This is a genomic window from Micromonospora sp. WMMD812, from assembly GCF_027497215.1.
Lineage (GTDB): Bacteria > Actinomycetota > Actinomycetes > Mycobacteriales > Micromonosporaceae > Micromonospora.
In genome coordinates, this window is sequence record NZ_CP114904.1 from 663,385 (window position 1) to 683,219 (window position 19,835).

21 protein-coding genes are annotated in these 19,835 nt (G+C 73.3%); 8 read left to right on the plus strand and 13 right to left on the minus strand.

The annotated features are described in order from the left end of the window. Positions 1-21: 21 nt before the first annotated feature. From O7603_RS02980 to O7603_RS02990, 3 genes are read right to left on the minus strand one after another with little or no spacing between them, the layout of a single operon-like run. A complete protein-coding gene (locus O7603_RS02980) occupies positions 22-1,761 on the minus strand; it encodes a multicopper oxidase family protein (RefSeq protein WP_281574133.1) in 1,740 nt (579 codons plus the stop codon). Next, positions 1,758-2,210, minus strand: a complete 453-nt coding sequence (locus O7603_RS02985; protein WP_281574134.1) for a DUF6220 domain-containing protein — start codon at positions 2,208-2,210, stop codon at positions 1,758-1,760. The genes O7603_RS02980 and O7603_RS02985 overlap by 4 nt, the downstream gene beginning before the upstream one ends. A gap of 11 nt (positions 2,211-2,221) precedes the next feature. Then, complete coding sequence (locus tag O7603_RS02990; RefSeq protein ID WP_281574135.1) at positions 2,222-3,211, minus strand: carboxymuconolactone decarboxylase family protein; 990 nt, start codon at positions 3,209-3,211, stop codon at positions 2,222-2,224. Positions 3,212-3,355: 144 nt separating this feature from the next. Here O7603_RS02990 and O7603_RS02995 point away from each other — a divergent pair, with 144 nt between their 5' ends. Together O7603_RS02995 and O7603_RS03000 are read left to right on the plus strand one after the other, a co-directional pair. Then, complete coding sequence (locus O7603_RS02995) at positions 3,356-4,489, plus strand: sensor histidine kinase (RefSeq protein ID WP_281574136.1); 1,134 nt, start codon at positions 3,356-3,358, stop codon at positions 4,487-4,489. 76 nt (positions 4,490-4,565) lie between these two features. Further along, positions 4,566-5,228, plus strand: a complete 663-nt coding sequence (locus O7603_RS03000; protein WP_281574137.1) for a response regulator transcription factor — start codon at positions 4,566-4,568, stop codon at positions 5,226-5,228. Between the two features lie 137 nt (positions 5,229-5,365). Here the strand turns inward: O7603_RS03000 and O7603_RS03005 are convergent, their stop codons facing one another. Next, positions 5,366-5,959, minus strand: coding sequence for an NAD(P)H-dependent oxidoreductase (locus O7603_RS03005; RefSeq protein WP_281574138.1), 594 nt, complete (start codon positions 5,957-5,959; stop codon positions 5,366-5,368). A 113-nt stretch (positions 5,960-6,072) separates the two neighbouring features. On the opposite strand from O7603_RS03005, the gene O7603_RS03010 reads away from it, so the two are divergent. Continuing rightward, positions 6,073-6,912: a helix-turn-helix transcriptional regulator gene (locus tag O7603_RS03010; protein WP_281574139.1), complete on the plus strand. Its 840-nt coding sequence runs from the start codon at positions 6,073-6,075 to the stop codon at positions 6,910-6,912. Positions 6,913-7,068: 156 nt separating this feature from the next. Here O7603_RS03010 and O7603_RS03015 read toward each other — a convergent pair whose 3' ends face one another. The 7 genes from O7603_RS03015 to O7603_RS03045 all read right to left on the minus strand — a co-directional run bounded on the left by O7603_RS03015 (position 7,069) and on the right by O7603_RS03045 (position 12,653). Beyond that, on the minus strand, positions 7,069-7,944 hold the full coding sequence (locus tag O7603_RS03015; RefSeq protein WP_281574140.1) for an alpha/beta hydrolase: 876 nt from the start codon (positions 7,942-7,944) through the stop codon (positions 7,069-7,071). Between the two features lie 131 nt (positions 7,945-8,075). Continuing rightward, positions 8,076-8,849, minus strand: a complete 774-nt coding sequence (locus O7603_RS03020) for a hypothetical protein (protein ID WP_281574141.1) — start codon at positions 8,847-8,849, stop codon at positions 8,076-8,078. After that, positions 8,834-9,400 (minus strand): sigma-70 family RNA polymerase sigma factor, encoded by a 567-nt coding sequence (locus tag O7603_RS03025; RefSeq protein ID WP_281574142.1) that lies wholly within the window; start codon positions 9,398-9,400, stop codon positions 8,834-8,836. The genes O7603_RS03020 and O7603_RS03025 overlap by 16 nt, the downstream gene beginning before the upstream one ends. A gap of 172 nt (positions 9,401-9,572) precedes the next feature. Then, positions 9,573-9,794, minus strand: coding sequence for a hypothetical protein (locus tag O7603_RS03030; RefSeq protein ID WP_281576922.1), 222 nt, complete (start codon positions 9,792-9,794; stop codon positions 9,573-9,575). 321 nt (positions 9,795-10,115) lie between these two features. Beyond that, positions 10,116-10,646: a sigma factor gene (locus O7603_RS03035; protein ID WP_281574143.1), complete on the minus strand. Its 531-nt coding sequence runs from the start codon at positions 10,644-10,646 to the stop codon at positions 10,116-10,118. 406 nt (positions 10,647-11,052) lie between these two features. After that, positions 11,053-11,778 (minus strand): alpha/beta hydrolase, encoded by a 726-nt coding sequence (locus O7603_RS03040; RefSeq protein WP_281574144.1) that lies wholly within the window; start codon positions 11,776-11,778, stop codon positions 11,053-11,055. Between the two features lie 119 nt (positions 11,779-11,897). Beyond that, entirely contained in the window at positions 11,898-12,653 is a 756-nt protein-coding gene (locus tag O7603_RS03045; protein WP_281574145.1) for a PIG-L deacetylase family protein, read from the minus strand. Positions 12,654-12,738: 85 nt separating this feature from the next. Between O7603_RS03045 and O7603_RS03050 the strand changes: the two genes are divergently transcribed. The 3 genes from O7603_RS03050 (at position 12,739) to O7603_RS03060 (ending at position 15,256) form a co-directional block, all read left to right on the plus strand. Then, positions 12,739-13,638, plus strand: coding sequence for an alpha/beta hydrolase (locus O7603_RS03050; protein WP_281574146.1), 900 nt, complete (start codon positions 12,739-12,741; stop codon positions 13,636-13,638). Between the two features lie 124 nt (positions 13,639-13,762). Continuing rightward, the gene (locus tag O7603_RS03055) at positions 13,763-14,686 is read left to right on the plus strand and encodes a ketopantoate reductase family protein (RefSeq protein WP_281574147.1); all 924 of its coding nucleotides are present in this window, start codon (positions 13,763-13,765) and stop codon (positions 14,684-14,686) included. Positions 14,687-14,788: 102 nt separating this feature from the next. Continuing rightward, positions 14,789-15,256, plus strand: coding sequence for a hypothetical protein (locus tag O7603_RS03060; RefSeq protein ID WP_281574148.1), 468 nt, complete (start codon positions 14,789-14,791; stop codon positions 15,254-15,256). A gap of 55 nt (positions 15,257-15,311) precedes the next feature. On the opposite strand, the gene O7603_RS03065 is transcribed toward O7603_RS03060, so the two are convergent. Further along, positions 15,312-16,040 (minus strand): tetratricopeptide repeat protein, encoded by a 729-nt coding sequence (locus tag O7603_RS03065; protein ID WP_281574149.1) that lies wholly within the window; start codon positions 16,038-16,040, stop codon positions 15,312-15,314. A gap of 101 nt (positions 16,041-16,141) precedes the next feature. Further along, entirely contained in the window at positions 16,142-16,903 is a 762-nt protein-coding gene (locus O7603_RS03070; RefSeq protein ID WP_281574150.1) for a GNAT family N-acetyltransferase, read from the minus strand. A 384-nt stretch (positions 16,904-17,287) separates the two neighbouring features. On the opposite strand from O7603_RS03070, the gene O7603_RS03075 reads away from it, so the two are divergent. Further along, positions 17,288-19,051, plus strand: a complete 1,764-nt coding sequence (locus O7603_RS03075; RefSeq protein ID WP_281574151.1) for a hypothetical protein — start codon at positions 17,288-17,290, stop codon at positions 19,049-19,051. 113 nt (positions 19,052-19,164) lie between these two features. After that, on the plus strand, positions 19,165-19,779 hold the full coding sequence (locus O7603_RS03080; protein WP_281574152.1) for a dihydrofolate reductase family protein: 615 nt from the start codon (positions 19,165-19,167) through the stop codon (positions 19,777-19,779). Positions 19,780-19,835: the final 56 nt, after the last annotated feature.

Genomic DNA, 19,835 nt, shown 5'->3' on the forward strand with positions numbered 1-19,835 from the left:
AAAGACCTTCACGACCGCGGATCACGAGTACATCAGGTGCAGCGTCATCCCGGCGTCGGCGTGGGCCAGGTTGTGGCAGTGGTTCGCCCACATACCGGGGTTGTCGGCCCGGAAGGCCACTTCCCAGACGTCGCCGGGGCGTACGTCGAACGAGTCGAGCCACAGGGGGCTCCCGGTCGCCGGCTCCCCGTTGCGGGACAGCACCAGGACGTGATGCCCGTGCAGATGCCACGGGTGCACCACGAGTGATCGGTTCACGATCGTGAACCTGACGATGTCGCCACGGCGTACGACCTGCGGCGGGATGTCCGGGTCGGCCGCGCCGTTGACGGTGTGGGCGTAGCGCGGAAGCAGCCCGCGCAGGTCGAGGCCGCGGTCGAGGACGAGGGTGAACTCCCGGTCGTAGTGGGACCACGGTGCCGGAGAGCCGGCGCCGTAGGTGAGCGGGTCGAGCACCGGCCACGCGCCGGGTGCCGCGGGCACCGGTCCGGTCGAGTAGACCGCCCGTCCGTCGACGAACAGCGCGACCGGCGTGGCGGGCGCGGTGAACACCAGGTCGTAGCGTCCCCCGGCCGGGATCAGCACGGTGGTGTCCACGAGCGGGGTCGGGCCCCGCAGGTCGTATCCGTCGATCGCGGCCACCCGGAACGGCGTTCCCGCGAGGGCGTACCGGTGCGTCGTGCTGTCGGTGTTGATCAGCCGCAGCCGCACGGGCGTACCCGCCTCGACCGGTTCCGTTCGCGGTGCGGGCAGCGGAAGGCCGGACAGCGTGTGCACCGGCACCGTGACGTCGACGCCGGTCGCCGGCGCCGGGCGCACCACCAGGACCCCGTAGAGCCCCATCCGCACCCCGACATCGGACACCGCGTGCGTGTGGTACCAGTACGTGCCGGCCTGATCGGCGCGGAACCGGTAGACGAACTCCTGCCCGGCCAGCACCGCGTCCTGCGTCACGCCGGGCACCCCGTCCTGACCGTTCGGCACGTCGTACCCGTGCCAGTGCAGCGTGACACCCCGCGCGATGTCCCGGTTGCGCAGCGTCACCTCCAGGATGTCGCCGACGGTGGCGGTCAGCTCCGGCCCGGGGACCTGCCCGTCGAACGTCCAGGCCGCGACGTCACGACCGCTCACGCTCACCGTGGCGGTCCCGGCAGTCAGGGTGAACCGCCTGGTCGGTTCGCCCACCGCCCGCGCCTCCCGATATTCATGATCATGGGGTACGGCAGGGGCGGCGTCCGGGGTGGCGGCCAGCCCGGTTCCGGTCACCAGCGCCGCGACCGCCACCGCGACGGCCGTGCGGGACACCGTCGGGGACGGTCGCGCGCCGAGGGCGCGCCAGGTGACCGCGGTCGCCGTGACGACCCCGGCGACCGCGAGCAGTCCCGCGCCGGCCGACGCGGGATAGCCGTGCAGGACCGTCACGAGCAGGGCGGCGCTCGCGGCGTACCCGGCGAAGAGAAGCGGTACCGCGACGGACCGGATGTCGGCCGGGGCCCGCGGCAGCCGCGGCCCCGCGACGGCCGCGGCCGCGAGCGACAGTGGGGCGGCGATGAGCACCTTCTCCGCCGCGAACCACCAGCCGGAGTTGGCGAGCGCGGTGATCGTGATCGCCCGGGCGACCGTAGCGAGCAGCGCGAAGGCGGCCAGCCCCAGTGCGAGTCGACGTCGTCGGGCGGCGGACGCGGCGCCGCCGCCCAGCCACCCGGCGGCCGCGAGGACCGCGATGACGAGGTCCGCCGCGAGCAGCGAGCCGACGGTCATGCCGGCTCCGCTTCCCGGACGGTCACGCTGGCGGCGGCGGCCGGGGCCGGGCTGGCCAGGTCGCGCGCGGCCCGGTGGACACCGACCACGACGTGGACCGCCACGATTCCGTTGACAGCGTGCAGCCCGGCGATGGTCAGGCCGACCGGAGTGCTGGCGCCCGCGGCGTCGGTGAAGGCGTTCGCGAGCATGGCGAGAAGGGCCTGCAGGACGACGAGGCCGAGCGGCAGGACCGCCATTCCGATGAGCCGGCCCGGCGCCTTCGCCAGCACGGCGAGCAGGATGGTGAGCAGGGTGAGGACGGGGATGACGGCCATCCCGGTGACACTGTGCAGCGCGTACGCGCTGTCACCCGCGGGTTTGGTGAACGCGCCCACGGCCGCGAAGACGAACTGCAGGGCGAACGCGACGAGCAAGAGAAGGCTGACGACGACCAAGGCCTTGCGCATGGGGTGACCTCCTAGAGCTGGGCCGGGGACAGTGCCTGGGCGACGTGGTCGGTGGCCGTGATCGCGCCGTAGGCGACCAGCCGCACGAGGTCGGCGTCGTCCGGATGGGACAGCCGCCAGAGGGCGACGTCGCCCGGGCGGATCGTGTGCGGCGCGAACGCCGCCAGCAGCGCGATCCGCGTCCCGACGCGGTCCTCGCCGGGCAGGTCGCGGATCAGGTCGGCGGCCCACTCCGCGGGCTGGGCCGGATGCCGCCCGTCTTCCCAGCGCACGGTGGCCACGACGGTCTGGCGCGCCACGTCGCCCAGCAGGTCTCCGCCGTGCCTGGCCGCGCTCCGCAACGAGGCGTCCGCGACGCCGACCGGGCTGTCGCCGGCCCACGCCGGTGGCGCCGCCTCGCCGGCGCCGAGCAGCGGCAGGCTGCGGCCGGCCTCCTTCGACTCCCGGGCCGTCCGGGCGTAGAGCCGGCCCCCGGCCGAGCGCACCACCCGGGAGCGTTGCAGGCCGCCGGGCAGCAGGTCCGGGTCGAGCAGCGCCGAGACGATCCGGTTGATGAAGTGGAAGGCGATCGCGGTGCCGGTGACCTCGGGGCGGTACGGGCTGGCCCAGTCGGCGGCTTCGGGGGTGCGGCTGGCCTCGGCCCAGGCGGCGAGCGCGGCGTGTCTCGGCTCCGACGGCGTTCCGCCCCGGGAGATGACCTCGGCCAGCTCGTGCTCGCCGAGCGCGTGCAGCAGCATCACGTGGGCGTCGACGCAGAACCGGCAGCGGTTGGCCCGCGACACCACCGACGCGACCAGCTCCCGGTCGACCCGGGGCGCGTCCCCGGCGAGCAGGGCCTCGCGCATCAGTGCCCACGTCGCGGCCAGCAGCTCCGGCACGGCGGACAGTGCCTGGAAGGTGGGCACCGGCCCGAGGAACTCGTCCCGCAGCTGCTGGTAGACCTCCGCGGTGCGACCGGTCGCCGCCTTCGCCGGTGGGGGAGTGAAGAAGCGGTATGTCATGGGCTCGATGCTCGCCTCGGCGGGCCGGGAAAACGTCGTGCCGCCGCAGGCACTTGCCCGGCCGCCGATACCGCGTCCGCGGTACGCCGCACCTACCGCGGACGGGGGATGCTCGGTGGCGTACGGCCGTTCTACAGTGCGCTCATGCGCCGCGACCTGCCGTACGCCCTGAGTGGCCTCGCCCTCGGCGTCCTCCTGCTAGGCAACGCCGCCCTCGCGCCGGACGCCGCGCCGGTGCGGGCGCTCGACGTCGTCCTGGTCCTGGTCATGGCGGCGGCCGTGGCGGTGTGCCGGCGGTACCCGGTGGTGGCGCTGCTCGCGGTGGCCGCCGCCATGCTGGCCCTCCACGTCCGGGTGCACTCCGGGGTGTCCGCCGCGTTCCCCGTCCTCGGCGCGGTCTATGTCGCCGCCTGGCGGGGGCACCGATCCGCCGCCGCCCTGGCCAGCGTCGTCTTCCTCGGGGGTTTCCTGGCCCGCGACATCTCGGTCGCGCCCGCCGGCCGGCCCGGCCAGCTCATCGTCGAGCGGACCGCCCTGCTGCTGGGCTGGTTCGTGGCGGCCAACGTCGCCGGGCTCGTCGCGCGGCAGCGCCGGGCGTACCTGGAACAGGTCGAGCAGCGGGCGGTCGACGCCGAACGCACCCGCGAGGAGATGGCGTTGCGCCGAGCCGGGGAGGAGCGCCTGCGCATCGCGCGGGACCTGCACGACTCGCTGACCCACAGCATCTCCGTGATCAAGGTGCAGGCCGGGATCGCTGTGCACCTGGCCCGCAAGCACGGCGAGGAGCCGTCGGCCGCGCTGCTGGCGATCCAGGAGGCCGGGGGAGCGGCGATGCGGGAGCTGCGGGCGACGCTGGACGTCCTGCGCTCACCCTCCGACGGGGACCGCGTCGGGCTGGGCCGGGTGGGCGAGCTCGCCGAGCGGACCCGGGCGGCGGGCGTACCGGTGCAGGTGACCGTGACCGGTCAGCGCCGCGACCTGCCCGCCGAGGTCGACCAGGCTGGGTATCGCGTCGTCCAGGAGGCGCTGACCAACGTGGCCCGCCACGCCGGCTCCGCCACCGCGCAGATCCACGTCGAGTACGCCCCGGTAGAGCTGACCGTCTCCGTGACCGACGACGGCCAGGCGTCGCCGGTCCGGCCGGTGACGCCGGGTGTGGGCCTGCGTGGCATGCGGGAACGGGTCACCGGACTGGGCGGCACGCTGCACGCCGCCGCCCGCGACGCCGGCGGGTTCGCGGTACGGGCCAGGTTCCCGTTGGACGACGGTCCGGCATGAGCGAGCGCGTGCGCGAGGTCCAGCCAGCTCAGTCCGCCACGGATCGTGGCGGACCAGACCGGAGGGAGGGCCCGGCATGATTCGGGTCCTGCTCGCCGACGACCAGGCCCTGATGCGGGCCGGGTTCCGGGCTCTGCTCGACGCCGAGGACGACCTGGAGGTCGTCGGCGAGGCCGCCGACGGGGCTTCGGCCGTCGAGCTGTCGCGACGCCTGCGGCCCGACGTCGTGCTGATGGACGTGCAGATGCCGGGGCTCGACGGCATCGAAGCCACCCGGCGCATCGCCGCCGACCCCGACCTCACCGCGGTCCGCGTCCTCATCCTCACCAACTACGGGCTCGACTCCTACGTCTTCGCCGCCCTCCGCGCCGGCGCCAGCGGGTTCCTCCTCAAGGACGCCGACCCCGCCGACCTGCTGCAGGCCGTCGCGGTCGTGGCCCGCGGCGACGCGCTGCTCGCTCCGGCGGTCACGCGTACGCTCATCGGCGAGTTCGTGGCCGGCCCGCCACCGGCCGACCCGGCGGCCGGTCGCGAGGTGCTGACCGCCCGGGAACAGGAGATCGTCGAGCTCGTCGCCCGGGGGCTGAGCAACGACGGGATCGCCGAGCGCATGGTGATCAGCCCGTTGACCGCCAAGACGCACGTCAACCGGGCGATGACGAAGCTGCACTGCCGCGACCGTGCCCAGCTGGTCGTGTGGGCGTACGAGTCCGGGCTGATCACACCGCGTCGCCGCTGACAGCTCGTCGTTCTCTGGCGCAGGTCACCAGTGGCACCCCTTTGCCCGCTGTCGACCTCGGCACGGCAGAAAGGCCGTCTCCCGCGTGGGGAGGCGGCCTTTCGACCATGTTCAGCGGCTGAGCGGCGGAGTGACCCTCAGGCCGGGTACGGGATCGAGTTACGTGCCGCGTGCAGCGCGGCGGCCCACCAGGCGAGCTGGTCCAGCAGGGTCTTGGCGTAACCGGGCGCCTCCGGGTCCAGCGGCCGACCGTCTTCCCACGACTTGTAGTAGAACGGGAACGCCAGGCCGTCGCGGATGGTGACGGCGTGCAGCTCGGTGAGCACATTCTCCAGGTGGAGGACGGCGTGGCGGCCGCCGGCCGCGCCGCCGTAGCTGACGAAGGCGACGGGCTTGGCCCGCCACTGGGTGAAGTGCCAGTCGATGGCGGCCTTCAGGGACGCGGGGTAGCTGTGGTTGTACTCCGGCGTGACCAGGATGATCGCGTCCGCGCTCTCGAGGTGGGCGGTCAGGGACGCGATTCCGTCGGGGCGCGGGTACGAGTCGCCGGCGAACCTCGGTGAGACCGCCGGCAGCGACAGCGGGATCTCGACGTCGGCGAGATCGACGACGTCGATGTCGAAGCCGCCGTGCTCGCGCGCCTGCTCGGCGACCCAGGAGGCGACGACCGGACCGAAACGGCCCTCTCGGACGCTCCCGACGATGATGACCAACTTGTGCTTCGTGCTCATGCCCTCAACGGTGCGTCGTTCCGACGGTGGCAACCAGACCGGGCGCAGGCTGGCCCTGGTGGGGCCACCCTGCGGGCTTCGGGACGTCGCTGAGATCGCCGTAGACTCGGACCATGAGCACGCCGCTGGGCGACTTCATCCGCGCCAAGCGCGACAGCATCCAGCCAGAGTCGATCGGGCTGCCTGATCGTGGCCGCCGGCGGTCGCCGGGGCTACGACGCTCAGACCTCGCGACGCGTGCCGGGATCAGTGTCGAATACCTCACCCGCATCGAGCAGGGGCGGGACCGCAACCCGTCCCCTCCCGTGCTCAACGCGCTCGCGGACGCCCTGAGCCTCGATGCCGCCGAGCGCAATCACCTGCGCCACCTCGCCAAGATCACCCTCGGCGGTTGCCCGGGGCGCGGGCGCCCGGTGCCACCGAACCGTGAGGTCCGGCCCACCGTGTTGGAGACCCTCCACCTTCTCGAGCCCGGCGTCGCATTCGTCACCAACCGCCTGGGCGATGTGCTCGCCTACACCAGCGGATTCGAGCTGCTGATGCGAGGGATCGGGCTGCTCGAGAGCGCGACGCCGAACCTGACGCGCTACGTGTTCACCGAACCGCGCGCTCGGACGTTCTTCCGGGACTGGGACCAGGTGGCCGACGAACGGGCCTTCGAGCTCTGGCTCGGGCCGTCCGCTGAGACCTCCGAATGGTTCAGGGCCGAGCTGGCCCCCGTGGCCGGAACGGAGTTCACCCGGCGGCTCGACCGCCACCTGCCCCCGCCGCACGTCCCCCTCCGCCTCAACCACCCCGTCGGGCACGAGCTCCGGTGGCAGCGCGAGAAGCTCGAGTTGCCGAAGACCGACGCGCAGGAGCTGGTCGTGCTGCTGCCCGCCGACGACGCGACGGCGCGGGCGATGCAGCAGCTGCGCCGCCAGTCCGGCCGGATCCTCCGCGCCGTCAACTAGCCGAGACCGGGTTCGTCGTCGGCGAACGCCACCGGCACGAGATCCGCTACCGGCGTACGACGCTGGGCGCTGCCGCGGTCGACCGGCGAACCTGATCATCAACGGCCACCCGGTCGACGACCCTCCCGCGACGCGGACCTGGACCCGGTAGGCGCGTCACCCCGCGTCCAGCACCTCGCGGAGCCTCGTGGCGAACTCCTCGGGCTTGCCCGCGTACCCGAACTGGCCCCCGAGGAAGCCGCCGTGGTGGCTCGGGAACACCGTGGCCTCCTGGCCGAGCAGAGCCGCCGTTCCTCGGGCCGTACGCGCGGTGTACGTGTCCCCCGACTCCTCGCCGACCGCGATCACGATGCGGGTCGACGCGGCGGTGAGCCGGCCCGGGTCGGGGCGGTAGTCGGTGATCGCCCAGGAGCTCTTCGACAGCAGGGGATCGTCGCGGGTGCCGTCGTCGTCGGCCGGCATGCCGAGCGTCGCCGGGTCGGGCGCGGGCTGGGCGAAGTAGGCGTCGGTGAACTCACCCTGCCATGACGTCATCGCGATGAACGCGGCCATCCCCGCGCCGAAGCCGTTCGCCTGGTAGGCCTCGTGGAAGGCGGCCCGGGCGCGCTCGGCGCCGGCGGCGTCGGGCAGCACGGCGTTGATCGGCGGCTCGTGCGCCACCAGCGTGACGACATCGTCGGGGTGTGTCGCGACCAGTTCGAGCGCGGTGACCGCGCCGCCGCTGCTCGCGAACAGGTCGACCGGACCGGCACCCAGCGCCTCGATCAACAGGTGCAGGTCGGCCGCCTGCTGCTGCGGAGTGTGGTCGGACCGACCGTCCGTGCGGTTGCTGCGGCCCAGGCCGCGCGGGTCGTAGGTGACGACCGTGCGGTCGGTGACGTTGGCCGCGAGCGCGTCGAAGCCCTCCGCCGTCATGGGCTGACCGATCATGAGCAATGCTGGCCGGCGGTCAGCCGGGGGGAGCGGTCCGCGTACGTCGTAGACCAGATCGACGCCGGGCGCGGCGAGCGTGTGTGTCTGGGTCGTCGTCATGACGGTGAGACTACGGTCACGTGCCCACCGGGCCGAACCACCCACGTGGCGGAAGCGTCATTCGTGCTGGTCACCGGGACGGGGAAGCACCCGGCTGCGGCGGCCCGTGGGCCGCCGCAGCCGAGTCACGGTCAGGCCAGCTCGGACGGGCGGTAGCTGGTCGTCTTGCCCGAGGCGCTGTGCACGATCACCGTGAGGTGGTCGACCTCGCCGCCCTCGGGGCCGGGCCACCAGGCCGCCCACCAGCCGGCCTTCACGCTGGCCTGGAAGACCTTCCCGTTGTCGAGCCGGACGTCCACCCCGGTGACCCCCGGGCCGACCAGGCCCACGATGTTCGACCACATGGCGTCGCCACTGCCCAGCGAACTCATCGTCTGCAGGTCCACCGTCCCGGCGGGCGGGGCCGGCAGCGGGCCGTCGGCCAGACCCATCGAAGCGAGCAGGTCGTCGTCTCCCGCGCTCATGCACTCGACGACGACACCGTTGCTCTTGCGCATGATGAGCAGCGTCGCGAGCCCGCGCTGCTCGGCGAGGAGCACGTCCGCCGGGTCGACCGCCGACGACCTGCCCCCCACGTCGTTTCCGGCGCAGATCCGGGCCTGCGGCAGCACCTGCTCACCGGTGAGCGACCCGGGCGCGGGCGTCCAGGCCGCGACCGCCTCCTCCGCCGTCCCCGGCAGCAGCGCGGGCACGGTCACGACCGCGACGGCACCCACGGTGGCCGCGGCGAGGCCCACCACCAGCCGGCGCCCCACCGGCCGGCGAGCCGGCGTCCCGGTGGCCTGACCGGCGATCACCCGCTCGACGAACGCCTCCGAACGGGTCCATTCCATCGGGCTGGGCTCCCGCCCGCGCGCCGGGTCAAGGACGGCCAGCTGCTGCAGGTCCTTCATGCTCGGCTCCATGACTGCTGCTCCTTGAAATCGTGAGGACGGAAGGACGAGGGGGGAACGATCTCGGCCGGTTCCAGGGCGGCCCGCAGCCGCTGCCTGGCCCTGCCGAGCCGCATGGCGAAGGTCGACCGGCGGCAGCCGAGCACGGTGGCGGCCTGTTCCGCCGTCAAGCCGTCGAACGCGACCAGGGCGAGGACCTCCCGGTCCTCGGGGCGCAAGGCCCGCCAGGCGCGTTGCAGGTCGATTCGCGCCGCAGCACCCGCGCTGTCGTCGGACAGTTCGCGTGCCTCCAGCGACACCAGCCGGACGTCCAGGGCCCGGCGCCTCAGCCAGCCGCGCGACTGGTTGGCCATGGTCTTGCGAGCCACCGCGAACAGCCACGGCCGCGCGTCGTCCGGTAACTCGTCGAATCGCCGCCAGGCCGTCAGGAAGACCGTCGAGACGACGTCCTCCGCCTCGGCGGCCGGGACCCTCCGCTCGACGAAGCGCAGCAGGTCGGCGTAGGTCTCGGCGTGCAGAGCGCGGAACCGCTCCTCCCGGGCCCCCACGTCAGCGCCGCTCATCTGGGTTCTTCTAGGTTGTCCATGCCCCCTACCTGTCCAGCCCAGCGGCAACTGTCACACCCGGATCCGCGGGCTGCCACCACCGGGGCCGAAAGGTCGGCCTTCTCATTCCCGTACGGCTGCCAGCGCCCGGCTGAAAATGCCTGTCCTGGGCAAAGAGTTGTCGCAGGAGTCACCGTTCGAACAGCCGGATTCTTCCTCGCGGGGTGGCGTCAATTGGACGGAACCCGGCGAGCCTGGCCGGGTTGAGCACGAGCAACACTCGTACGATCCCCTCGGGGGAGGCATCGATCGCGCCCAGCGCAACGACCGATTCCGCCCGGCGGACGAGGACGGCCTCCTGCCCGTTGGAATCGACGACGTCCAGCGAGATGTCCTGGCCGTACTTCGTCATGAGGCCGCGGAGGTAGCGAGCTGGCCGAGGGCACCGGAGCGTGCGGCGGCGAGGAAGGCGTGGAGCAGCCGGCCGTGGTCGGCCGGCGTGACCGGCGCGTGCCGCGAGCGCTTCACCCTCCTCGACCCGGCTCACCGGGTCGGCCGCGGTCTGGACGGGCTCCGGCAGCCACGGGCCGACGTAGGACTCGCGTCGGGCGCGAGCCGAGGTCGCCGCGTTCAGGCTGAGCCTGGTTGTCGTGGTGACGAGGCCGTCACATCCCGTACCGCGATCCGGTCCGTCTGCTGCCACCGCAGCCGCGTACCGCCTGGGCAAGGCGTGTCACGGCGGCGGCGCGCCGGTCAGCGCGGTCCCGGGGCCCGGCCGGCGTCGGCAGCGGGCGGGGCCGCCGCAGGTCGTCTCCGGCCCGCCCAGGACGCAGCGGTAGGACGGCGACGGCGTTGTCCGGCGGGACTGGAGCACGAGGTCCACCCACTCGGCGGCCGTCATCGATTCGAAGACGGTGAGCAGGGCAAGGCCGACGGGGTCGACGTGACCGTCCAGGTGGCTCCCCGTCCTATCCAGGGCGCCGCCACCGATGGGCTCCGCACCCAGGCCGTCGGGTCGCACCCCGAGAGCGTCGAGGCAGGTGCGCGCGACGGTACGGACGAGCCAACCGAGGTGGTTGTCGATCCGCGCCGGGTGATCGCCGTTCACCGTGTACCAGCGCACGTAGGTCCGCCGCACCGCGTCCTCGGCGTCCGCGGCGCATCCGAGCAGGTGCAGCGCGATGGTGCGGAGGAGAAGTCGTTCGAAGACGACCGGATTCCCGGTGTTCGCGGGCGGCCCCAACGGTGGCAGTTCGTCACTCACGGGTGGGAGAGGAGTCCACGAGCCCGAGCGCGGGGGGGATTCGGACAATGAGGGCCACGGCGGTTCTCCTTGCGCTGGTCGTTGCTCGTTCCCAGATAGGACCGCACAGCTCCGCTGTTCGTGACAGGCCGCCGGCGCCGGCCCGGGTGTCACGAATCCGCAGCTCACCTGGTCCTTGATGGTGCGACTCCCCAGGGGCTGGCCACCCCTCGAATCGTCTCGACCTCCCGCCCCGCCGACGTGAGGTCCGGAACCATCGGAAGGCGGCCCACCATGACCGACACCGGGCGACAGCAGCCACGCGCACTCGACCAGATTCCCGACCGCGACCCCGAGGAAACCGCCGAGTGGGCCGCCTCACTCGACGCCGTCACCGCGGCACCCAGGCTGCACCGCTGGTGGCCGGTCAGCGGCCCACCTCGGCGAGGGCCTGCATGATGACGTCGGTGACGAGCTGCGGGTTGCTGACCATGATGACGTGGGAGCCGTCGGCCTCGGTGATGGTGGCCTTCGCGCGCTGCGCCATGGAGCGCAGGGCGTCGGTGCCGGCGGCCTTGTCGCCGGTCGGAACGATCGACCAGACCGGCAGCTTCTTCCAGGCCGGCGGGCCGGACTTCTCCGAGAACCCGAGCGAGGAGAAGGGGCGTTGGGTGGCGGCCATGACGGCGGCCTCCTTCTCCGGGACGTCGCCGGCGAACGCGTCGTGGAACTTGGCGGGGTCGATGCTGAACTCGACCTGGGTGCCCTGCGCCGTCGGGTACTGCAACTCCTTCAGCGCGGAGACCAGGACGCTGTCCTTGGAGTCTTTCTCGACGTCCATGAGGCTCTCGCCCTCGTCCGGGGCGAAACCGGCGACGTAGACCAGCCCGACAGCGCTGTCGACCTGAGCGGCGGCGTTGGTGATGACCGCCCCGCCGTAGGAGTGACCGACGACGAGGAGCCGACCGGGTAGTTGCTTGAGCGCGCTGGCCACGTACGCGGCGTCCTCGGAGAGGCCCCGCAGCGGGTTGGCGACGGCGGTCACCGGCACGCCGCCGGCCTGCAGGCGGCCGACCACCCCGTTCCAGCTCGAGCTGTCGGCGAAGCCCCCGTGCACCAGGGCCACGGTGACGCCACCGGGCATGTCGCTCATCGGATCCCCCGTCAGGTGTGGGCCGTCGTCGCGGCCGTCGGGGCCAAACTAGTTGTCTGGCCCCGACGGAGACGGGAGATCCGCGAAATGGAGGCGTCGGACAGCGCCGGGGGACCGGCTCAGAGCCAGGGTGGGGGACCTTCGAAGCCGAGGGCGTGCACGTCGAACAGGACCGCCGCCTCCACGCCCAGCGCCGGCCCGCCCTGCCGGGCCGCCCAGGTGAGGAACGGGCCCGGTTCGGGGCCGGCCACGCCGAGGCCCTTCGTGTACTCGGCGTGCGCGGCCAGCGAGGCGATGCCCCGCTGCAACGGCTCGCCGGTGACGTCCACACCGTGCGTGGGGCGCTCGGCGCCGGCGAAGCAGACGTAGCGTACGCCGCCCCAGGGCGGCAGCCCCTCGTCCACCAACTCCGGGAAGATCCACCGGTTACCCGCGTCGCGGGCGGCGTCCAGCGCGGCCAGCCCCACCGCCCGGTGGTCGGCCTGGTTGGTGAGCCCGCCCACCATGCGGATGGTGAAGGCGCCCGAGACGATGACGTCGGGCCGGTGGCGGCGGATCGCCCGCACGATGTCGCGGCGCAGGTCGGGCCCGTACTCGACGACCCCGTCCCGGTGATCGAGGAACTCCACGACGTCGACGCCGACCTCCCGGCCCGCGGCGCGCTGCTCCTCCTCGCGCAACGGCGCGGCCTGGTCGGGGTGCACGGAGTCGATCCCCGCCTCGCCCCGGGTGGCCAGCAGGTAGGCGACCTGCTTGCCCTGCGCGGTCCACCGGGCGATCGCCGAGGCCGCGCCGTACTCGATGTCGTCCGGGTGTGCGACCACCGCGAGGCAGCGCTCCCAGTCCTCCGGCAGTGCGGGCAGAAGCTCATCCACGGTCCACACCGTAGTCGCCCGCCGGCCGATCCGGCACCGCCGTACCGGCCACATCGAACGTCGGCGAGCAGGGAACAATGGGCGGGTGGACCCCAGTCGACTCCATCCACAGGCGCGGGCGGCGATGCAGGTCCAGCAGCGTGTCCCGCTCACCCGGGCGACCCTCCCGGCGGCACGGCTCAGCATGGTCCGGGCGACCCCGTCCGAGGTGGGCAGTGGAGCGGCGATCCGGTCCGTCGTCACCGTCGACGCCGGCGGCGTGCCCGCCCGCCTCTACCGCGACGCCGCTCACGACGCGATGCCGGTGGTCCTCTACGCCCACGGCGGGGGCTGGGTGATGGGCGGCGTGGACACCCACGACGGTCTGTGCCGGCACCTGGCGGCCGCCTCCGGCTGGGCCGTGCTCTCCGTCGACTACCGGCTCGCCCCCGAACACCCGTACCCGGCCGCCGTGGACGACATGGCGCGCGCGCTCACCTGGCTTCGCGGGCCCGACGCGGCGCGGCACGGCCTCGACCCGGGCCGGACAGCCGTGGCCGGCGACTCCGTGGGAGGGCACCTCGCGGCGGTGACCGCCCGGCGCGCCCGGGACGCGGGGATCGGCCTTGCGGGTCAGCTCCTCATCTGCCCGGTCATCGACCCGGCGGCCGAATACCCGGCCCTGGACGAGTACGGCCTGGACCGGGAGGAGATGGGGTTCTTCTGGGACGCGTTCGCCCCGCCCGGCGTGGACCGGACCCAGCCGGATCTGGACCCACTGCGGGCCGACCTCACCGGCCTGCCCCCCGCCGTGGTCATCACCGCCGAGCTCGACCTGTTGTCCGCCGAGGGTGAACGCTACGCGGCCGGGCTGCTGGCGGCCGGCGTTCCCGTCACCGCGACCCGCTACCAGGGGCTCATCCACAACTTCCCCCGCAAACTGGCCCTGTTCGACGCCGCCCATCTCGCCCTGGCGCAGTTGGCCGCCGCGCTGCGCCGTTGGTGAACCGGCGGGCGGCAGGGGCGTTACCGTCATGCCGCCACCGCGCGCGGAGTTGGCAAGCGCCGCGTCGGTCGGGGCGGAGATCGGCGGGGGGAGGGGATGCGCTCGGCTAGTAACGTCTCGGCGCATGAGGATTCTTGTGGTGGGGGCGGGCGCGACCGGTGGCTACTTCGGCGCCCAACTCCAGCAGGCCGGCCGGGACGTCACCTTCCTCGTCCGGCCCAAGCGTGCCGATGTGCTCCGCGAGCGCGGCCTGCGGATCACCGGCCTGGGGACGGCGACCGTGCTCGCGCCGCGGCTCGTCACCGCCGCCGGCATCGACGGGCACTACGATGTCGTTCTCGTCTCGGTGAAGGCCACCGCGCTGCCGGCGGCGATCGACGACGTCGCCGCCGCGGTCGGCCCGCGTACGACGGTGATCCCGTTCCTGAACGGCCTGGCGCACCTGGACGCGCTGAACGAGCGCTTCGGCGCGGACGCCGTGCTGGGCGGCGTGGTCCGCGTGCTGACCACGCTCGACGCCGAGGGTGACATCGTCCGGCTGGGCTCCCTGGCCGAGATCGTCGTCGGTGAACAGCGGGGCGGCACGTCGCCGCGCCTCGCGCAGGTCGCCGAGGTGCTGTCCGGCGCGGGCTTCGACTTCTCCCTCGCACCGGACATCCGCAGCGCCATGTGGCACAAGTGGGTCTTCATCAGCACAGTCGGCGCCCTCAACACCCTCGTGCGGGGTTCCGTGGGTGACGCCGTGGCAGTCCCCGAAGGCGACCGCCTCGGCGCGCAGATCGCCGCCGAGGCGGCGGCCGTGGCCGCGGCGAGCGGGTACCCGGTGCCGAAGCAGACCCTCGACAACGTCCAGGCCTTCGTGACGCGTCCCGGCTCGGCCGACACCGCCTCGCTGTACCGCGACCTGATCGCCGGGCAGCCGACCGAGGCCGAGCACATCTTCGGCGACCTCATCGCGCGGGCCCGCACGCTCGGCGTGCGAACTCCGCTGCTGGACGCCGCGACGGTGGCGCTGCGCGTACACGAGAAGCGAATCGGCGGCGAATAGGGTGCCGTCGCCCGGGCCGACCCGGTCCCGGGCCCGGTCGTTCCCCGCCCTTCGCCCGACCGACCTCCGCGGGACCCGGGCCGCCGGTGTCACGATTGACCGGTGGAGGAGGAGCGGCGTCGAGCCGCCGTCGAGAGAGCGAGAAGTCGGCTCAGCGCCGGCGACGACCTGGACACCGTCCTGGCCACGCTGCGGGCCACCGGACTGAGCGACCTCCAGTGCGTTCACGCCGTACATGACCTGCTGGACGTCAGCCTGGGCAGAGCACGAGCCCTGGTGCACCTCAGCCCTGCCGTCGCGGGCGACCGCGACGGGAACGACGCGGGACCGGAAAGCCTCGTCGGTGCGCTTGACGAGGTCAACAGGATCGCCGCACTCCAAGGTGGAGGACCAGTTGACGGCCCTGTCGGCGACTCGGCCCAGCGACTCGGCGACTTTCGCGCAGCGTTGGCCCTCGCGCTGGGGATGGTCGTCACGGAACGCGATCCGGCCGGCCGCGCCGTGCTCGTCGTCCCCACCGACGGCGAGATCCTCGACGAGGTGCGCCGACTGCGAGGGCTGTGCTCCTAGCTGAGCGACGAACCGCGCAGACGGGGGTGCCGGGGACAGGCGACGCCGAGGATGGTCAGCGTCGATCGTCGGGGAAGGCCGCGCGTGGATCGAGGAGCTGACCTTGTGCGTACGACTCGTCGAACGCGGCCGGGCCGAGCGCCTGGACAGCTGCCTCGCGCGCCCTGGCGAGGTCGGCCGCGTCGTCGGGGTCGGGCACCTGGCCGAGCGACGCGAACGCGGCCTCCACGACGCCGATCATCCGCGCCGCCCGGGAGTGATCATTCTCGGCCGAGGCGAGCGCGGCGTCCGCCACGCAGACGTACGGCACGAAGTCGGCCCAGCCGTTGCGGAACACCCGCTCGCGGCTCTCGGCGAACAGGGTCCGCGCCGCGTCGAGATTGCCCAGCCCCAGCTCACAGAACGCCAGGTTGTGACACTCCGAGTTGACCGTCGCGGGCCGGTCGAGCGCCTCGTTGAGCGCGATGCTCTCCCGGTACAGCTCCCGAGCGCGGAGCAGGTCGCCGGACATGCGCGCCACGGCGGCGAGCACGTGCCTCGGCCGTTCCTCGAGGCTCCGGTCCCCGGAGCGCACCGCGACCGCGAGGGCCTCCCGGGCCCGGGCCTCTCCGCCCGGCAGGTCACCGCCGCGGATGGCGACGCGGGCCAGGCTGTAGCGGGCCTCCACCTCGCCCGCCGGGTCGCCGGCCGCCTGGGCCCGCTCGATCTCGGCCTCGCTCATGCGCACCACGGCGTCGGTCTCACCGCGTCGGAAGGCCGAGCGCACGTTCTCACTGAAGGTCATGAGTCCTCTCCCCGCAGGTGTGTCACGGTGTGGTCAGGCAGGTCCGCCCGGGTGGCGAGGCGTCCGGCCGCCACCTCGACACCCGAGCCGCGCCGCGTCCGTCACCGTGCGGTGAAAACGGTCCAATTCTCCACGAGGCGGAAGCCCATCGACTCGTAGAGCGGCCGTCCCATCGCGCTGGCGTGCAGGTAGGCCGCGTCCGCACCGGCTGCGACGCCGTCGCACAGCACGGTCTCGGTGATCGCCCGGCCCAGGCCACGACCCCGTGCGGAGGGAACGACGGCGATGTTGAACACACCGACCACGCCGGCGGTGTGTATCCCGAGCCCGGTGCCGGTGGTCCGGCCGGACTCCTCGGCCAGGTAGCCGGTGACCGGGCCGGCGTCGAGCACGCCGCCGCCCATCAAGGGGCCGAAGGCGTCCTCGGGAGCCTCGAAGCCCTGGGTGAGGGCCTCGGTGTAGAGGTCGCTCTCGCCCGCGTCGACCTGACGCACCAGCTTCCGCTGTGCCGCACCCGCCCCGTACCGGATGTCGCCCGCGGTGCACGCCAGTAGCGGCAGATCACTGCGTTCGAGCAGCCCGTGCCGGGCGGCGAGGCCGGCCACCTCGTCGCCCGCGTCGCCGCGAACCATGATCGACCAGTGCGCGGCCTGCCGGCCGACCTCGCCCGCCATCTCGTCGAGCGACCCGAGATCCGGTTCCCGTGCCGTGTCGTAGGCCGCGTTCAGCGTGGCGATGCGGGCGTGGGTCACCGCCCCGCGGGCGGTGCCCCGCTCGGCGTACCAGCCCTTCGGGGTCACCCGGCAGAGCAGTTCGATGGCGTCGAAGTACGCCGCCGCCATCCGATCGGCGGTGGTGGTCACTGCCGTCCCCCTCATGTCTCGTAGCCAGCGGCACCCTAGCCGGGGCGAGTTGACAGACTCTTACCGCTTCTCGCCGTCGAGGCGTCGCCCACACAACGGAGGGTGGCCGCCCTGCCTGATCCACGGCCAGCCCAACCGCCAGCGCAAACTCCGCCACCCGCTCGATGGCGGGCCCTACCCGCGCGACCCCGCTCGCCGAGGCGGCCGCGCGGCACCGTCCGTAGATCTGAGATCTCCGATCCGGCCGGCCACCTAGTAGCATGCGGCGGACGACGGGCGGCAGCCGGAGCACGGCTCTGGTGCGACTCGGCGGGCAGCACCGCCGGGTCGGCGGCCGCGGCGCCGGTCAGGCCGGGGCCGGAGTGAGAGAGGAACCTGCTCGGCGTGTTCCAGGAACCGGACCGGACCCGGATGACCGGCGGAAACTTCGTTGGCGGGGGGCAGGGCGCCATGGGCGCGACGCCCGGCACCGACCCGCCGGAGGCGTGGGACGCGGGGCTGGCCAAAGCGGTGCGGCACGTCGCCGTGCTGCGCACCGGCTTCTACGTCGTCGTGCTGCTGATCGCGCTCGGCGGCCAGGTGTCCGGGGCGATGGAACGGCTCGGCATGCCCTGGTACGTCGCCCTTCCCGCCGTGGGTGCCCTTGAGCTGGGCGGCATCGTGGTGCTGGCGAACGCCGACGTACGCCGTCGACTGGGGGAGCGGGCGATGCTGTCCCGCGTGCTGTCGGCCGGGATCGCCGTCGCCGCGGTCGCCTTCAACTGGTTGGCTCACAGCAACCACCTCGAAGGGGGCTTCTACGCGGGCATGTCGCTGCTCGGTTATCTGGTGTGGCTGATGAACACCGAGAACCGCGGGCGGGACCGGCTGCGCGCCCGGCGGCAGCTGCCGCCCACGACGCCGGCGTACGAACCGGTCGGGCACTGGTTGCGGCATCCGTGGCTGACCCGCCGCGCTCGCTCCCTGGCCAAGGCCGACCCCGGCCTCGGGCTGTACGGCTCACTCGACGCGGCCCGCGCGCAGATCCGCGCCGAGCGGCGGCAGTCGGCGCTCAGCAAGGTGCTGCACCGCAAGATCACCCAAGCGCTCGACGGCACCACGGCCGACATCGCGGTGGCGGTGTACGACCTTGACGAGATCTCCCGGCGGCTGGCCGAGCAGGCGGACTACGACGGGCTCACGGCACTGATCGCCGCAGACCTGGCGCCTGCACGCGTGCTGGCCGGCAACCTGCCGGCGGGTCGCCGCCGGTGGTGGCGGCGGCGAGCCGGTCAACCCGACCCCGCCGCGCTGGCGTCGGCCGCTCGGCTGCTCGCCGACACCCCGGAGCGGCTGCTCGCCCGCGCCCCCGAGCCGCTGACGATCGCGGCCCCGGACGCGGCCCGTGCGGCGGACACAGCCCCGGTGGCGGACGCGGCACCCCCGTCCCCGGCAGCTCCCGGGGCGGACCCGACGTCCGGCGGACCGGTGCGGCCGGGGCCGGACGGGGACCCCGTTCAGCGGGCGTCCGCCGCCCAGCAGGAGGCAGCGGGTGCCGAGCGAGGTGCGGCGGAGGGGCTCCGAGCGGTGACGCCGGACCGTACCGACGGGCCGTCGGAGCGCCCCGAAAGCCCGAGTCAGCTCACCTCCACGACGGATCAGCCCGACACGCCCCGGACCTCCGGGTGGGCGGCTCTGCAGGCGGAACTCGCCCCACTGCTGCCCGCGGCCGCACCGCGCCGAACGTCGCGCAACACGCCGGCCCGGTCGGCCACCGGCCGGACGGAGGCGTCGTCGACCGCGGAGGCGTCCGACTCCGTCGCGGAGCCGGACGACCCCGCGTCACCGGCAACGACCCGGAGCGCGGCGCCGATGCCGCGCACCGCGACGGGACGGGCCCGGGTGGCCCGGGTCGCGGACCCCTCGGGCGAGCCGGCGCCGATCGCGACAGCCACGCGAGAACTACCCCTGGTCGCGGGACGGGACCTGCCGGACCTGGTCGACGCCGCGGCCAGCCGTACTACCGCACCGGTCGCGGTCCCCGACGCCGCAAGAGACGAGCAGCGGTCAACGTCGCGATCGCGGCCGCGTCGGCGGGACGGCGCGGAACCGCGACCGGACCCGGGGACTGCCCGGCCTCGGTCGAGCACCCAATCGGCCACCGACTGACCGCTACCGGCAATGCCGACCGTCCGTCGGAAGAGATCTGTGGCCGGCCGATGAGTTTGGGATGATGCGCCGGTCTGCCTATCGACACCACCTGGCGCGAAGGGAGCACCTCGATGGCGAAGGTCATCTCCACGCTGTTCATCTCGGCCGACGGCGTGGCCGAGATCGACCCCGACTGGCACTTTCCCTACTTCGACGAGAACATGGGCCGCGCCGTCGGCGAGGACTACGACACCGCCGACGTCCTGCTCATCGGCCGCGAGACCTACGACAGCTTCGCCGGAGCCTGGCCGGACCGCGAGGCCGCGGGTGGGGACGACGCACCGTTCGCCAAGCAACTCGGGGACGTGCGCAAGGTGGTCGTCTCACGCCAGGCGCTGGAGTTCTCCTGGCGCAACTCCGAGCTGATCAACGGCGATCTCCTCGATGCCGTCACGTCGCTCAAGGCCGATCCCGGCATCCGGGGCGTCCTCATCCCCGGGTCGATCTCCGTGGTGCAGCAGTTGCTCGCCGCGGGGCTGGTCGACGAGCTGCGCCTGCTGGTGCATCCGGTGGCGGCTCGTAAGGGCCGCAAGCTGTTCGACGACGGCGACGTGCCGTACCACCTGCGAACGGTGGCGACGGAGGTCTTCCCGACGGGCGTGATCCGGGTGATCTACTCGCCGACCGAGGCACCCACCAAGGTCGGCTACGACGAGGTCAAGGACCAGGTGCCCGGACGGGAGTAGCCGGCGCCGAGGGGACGGAGCGCCGCGCGGCCGGGCGAGCGCCGGCGAGCTGACCG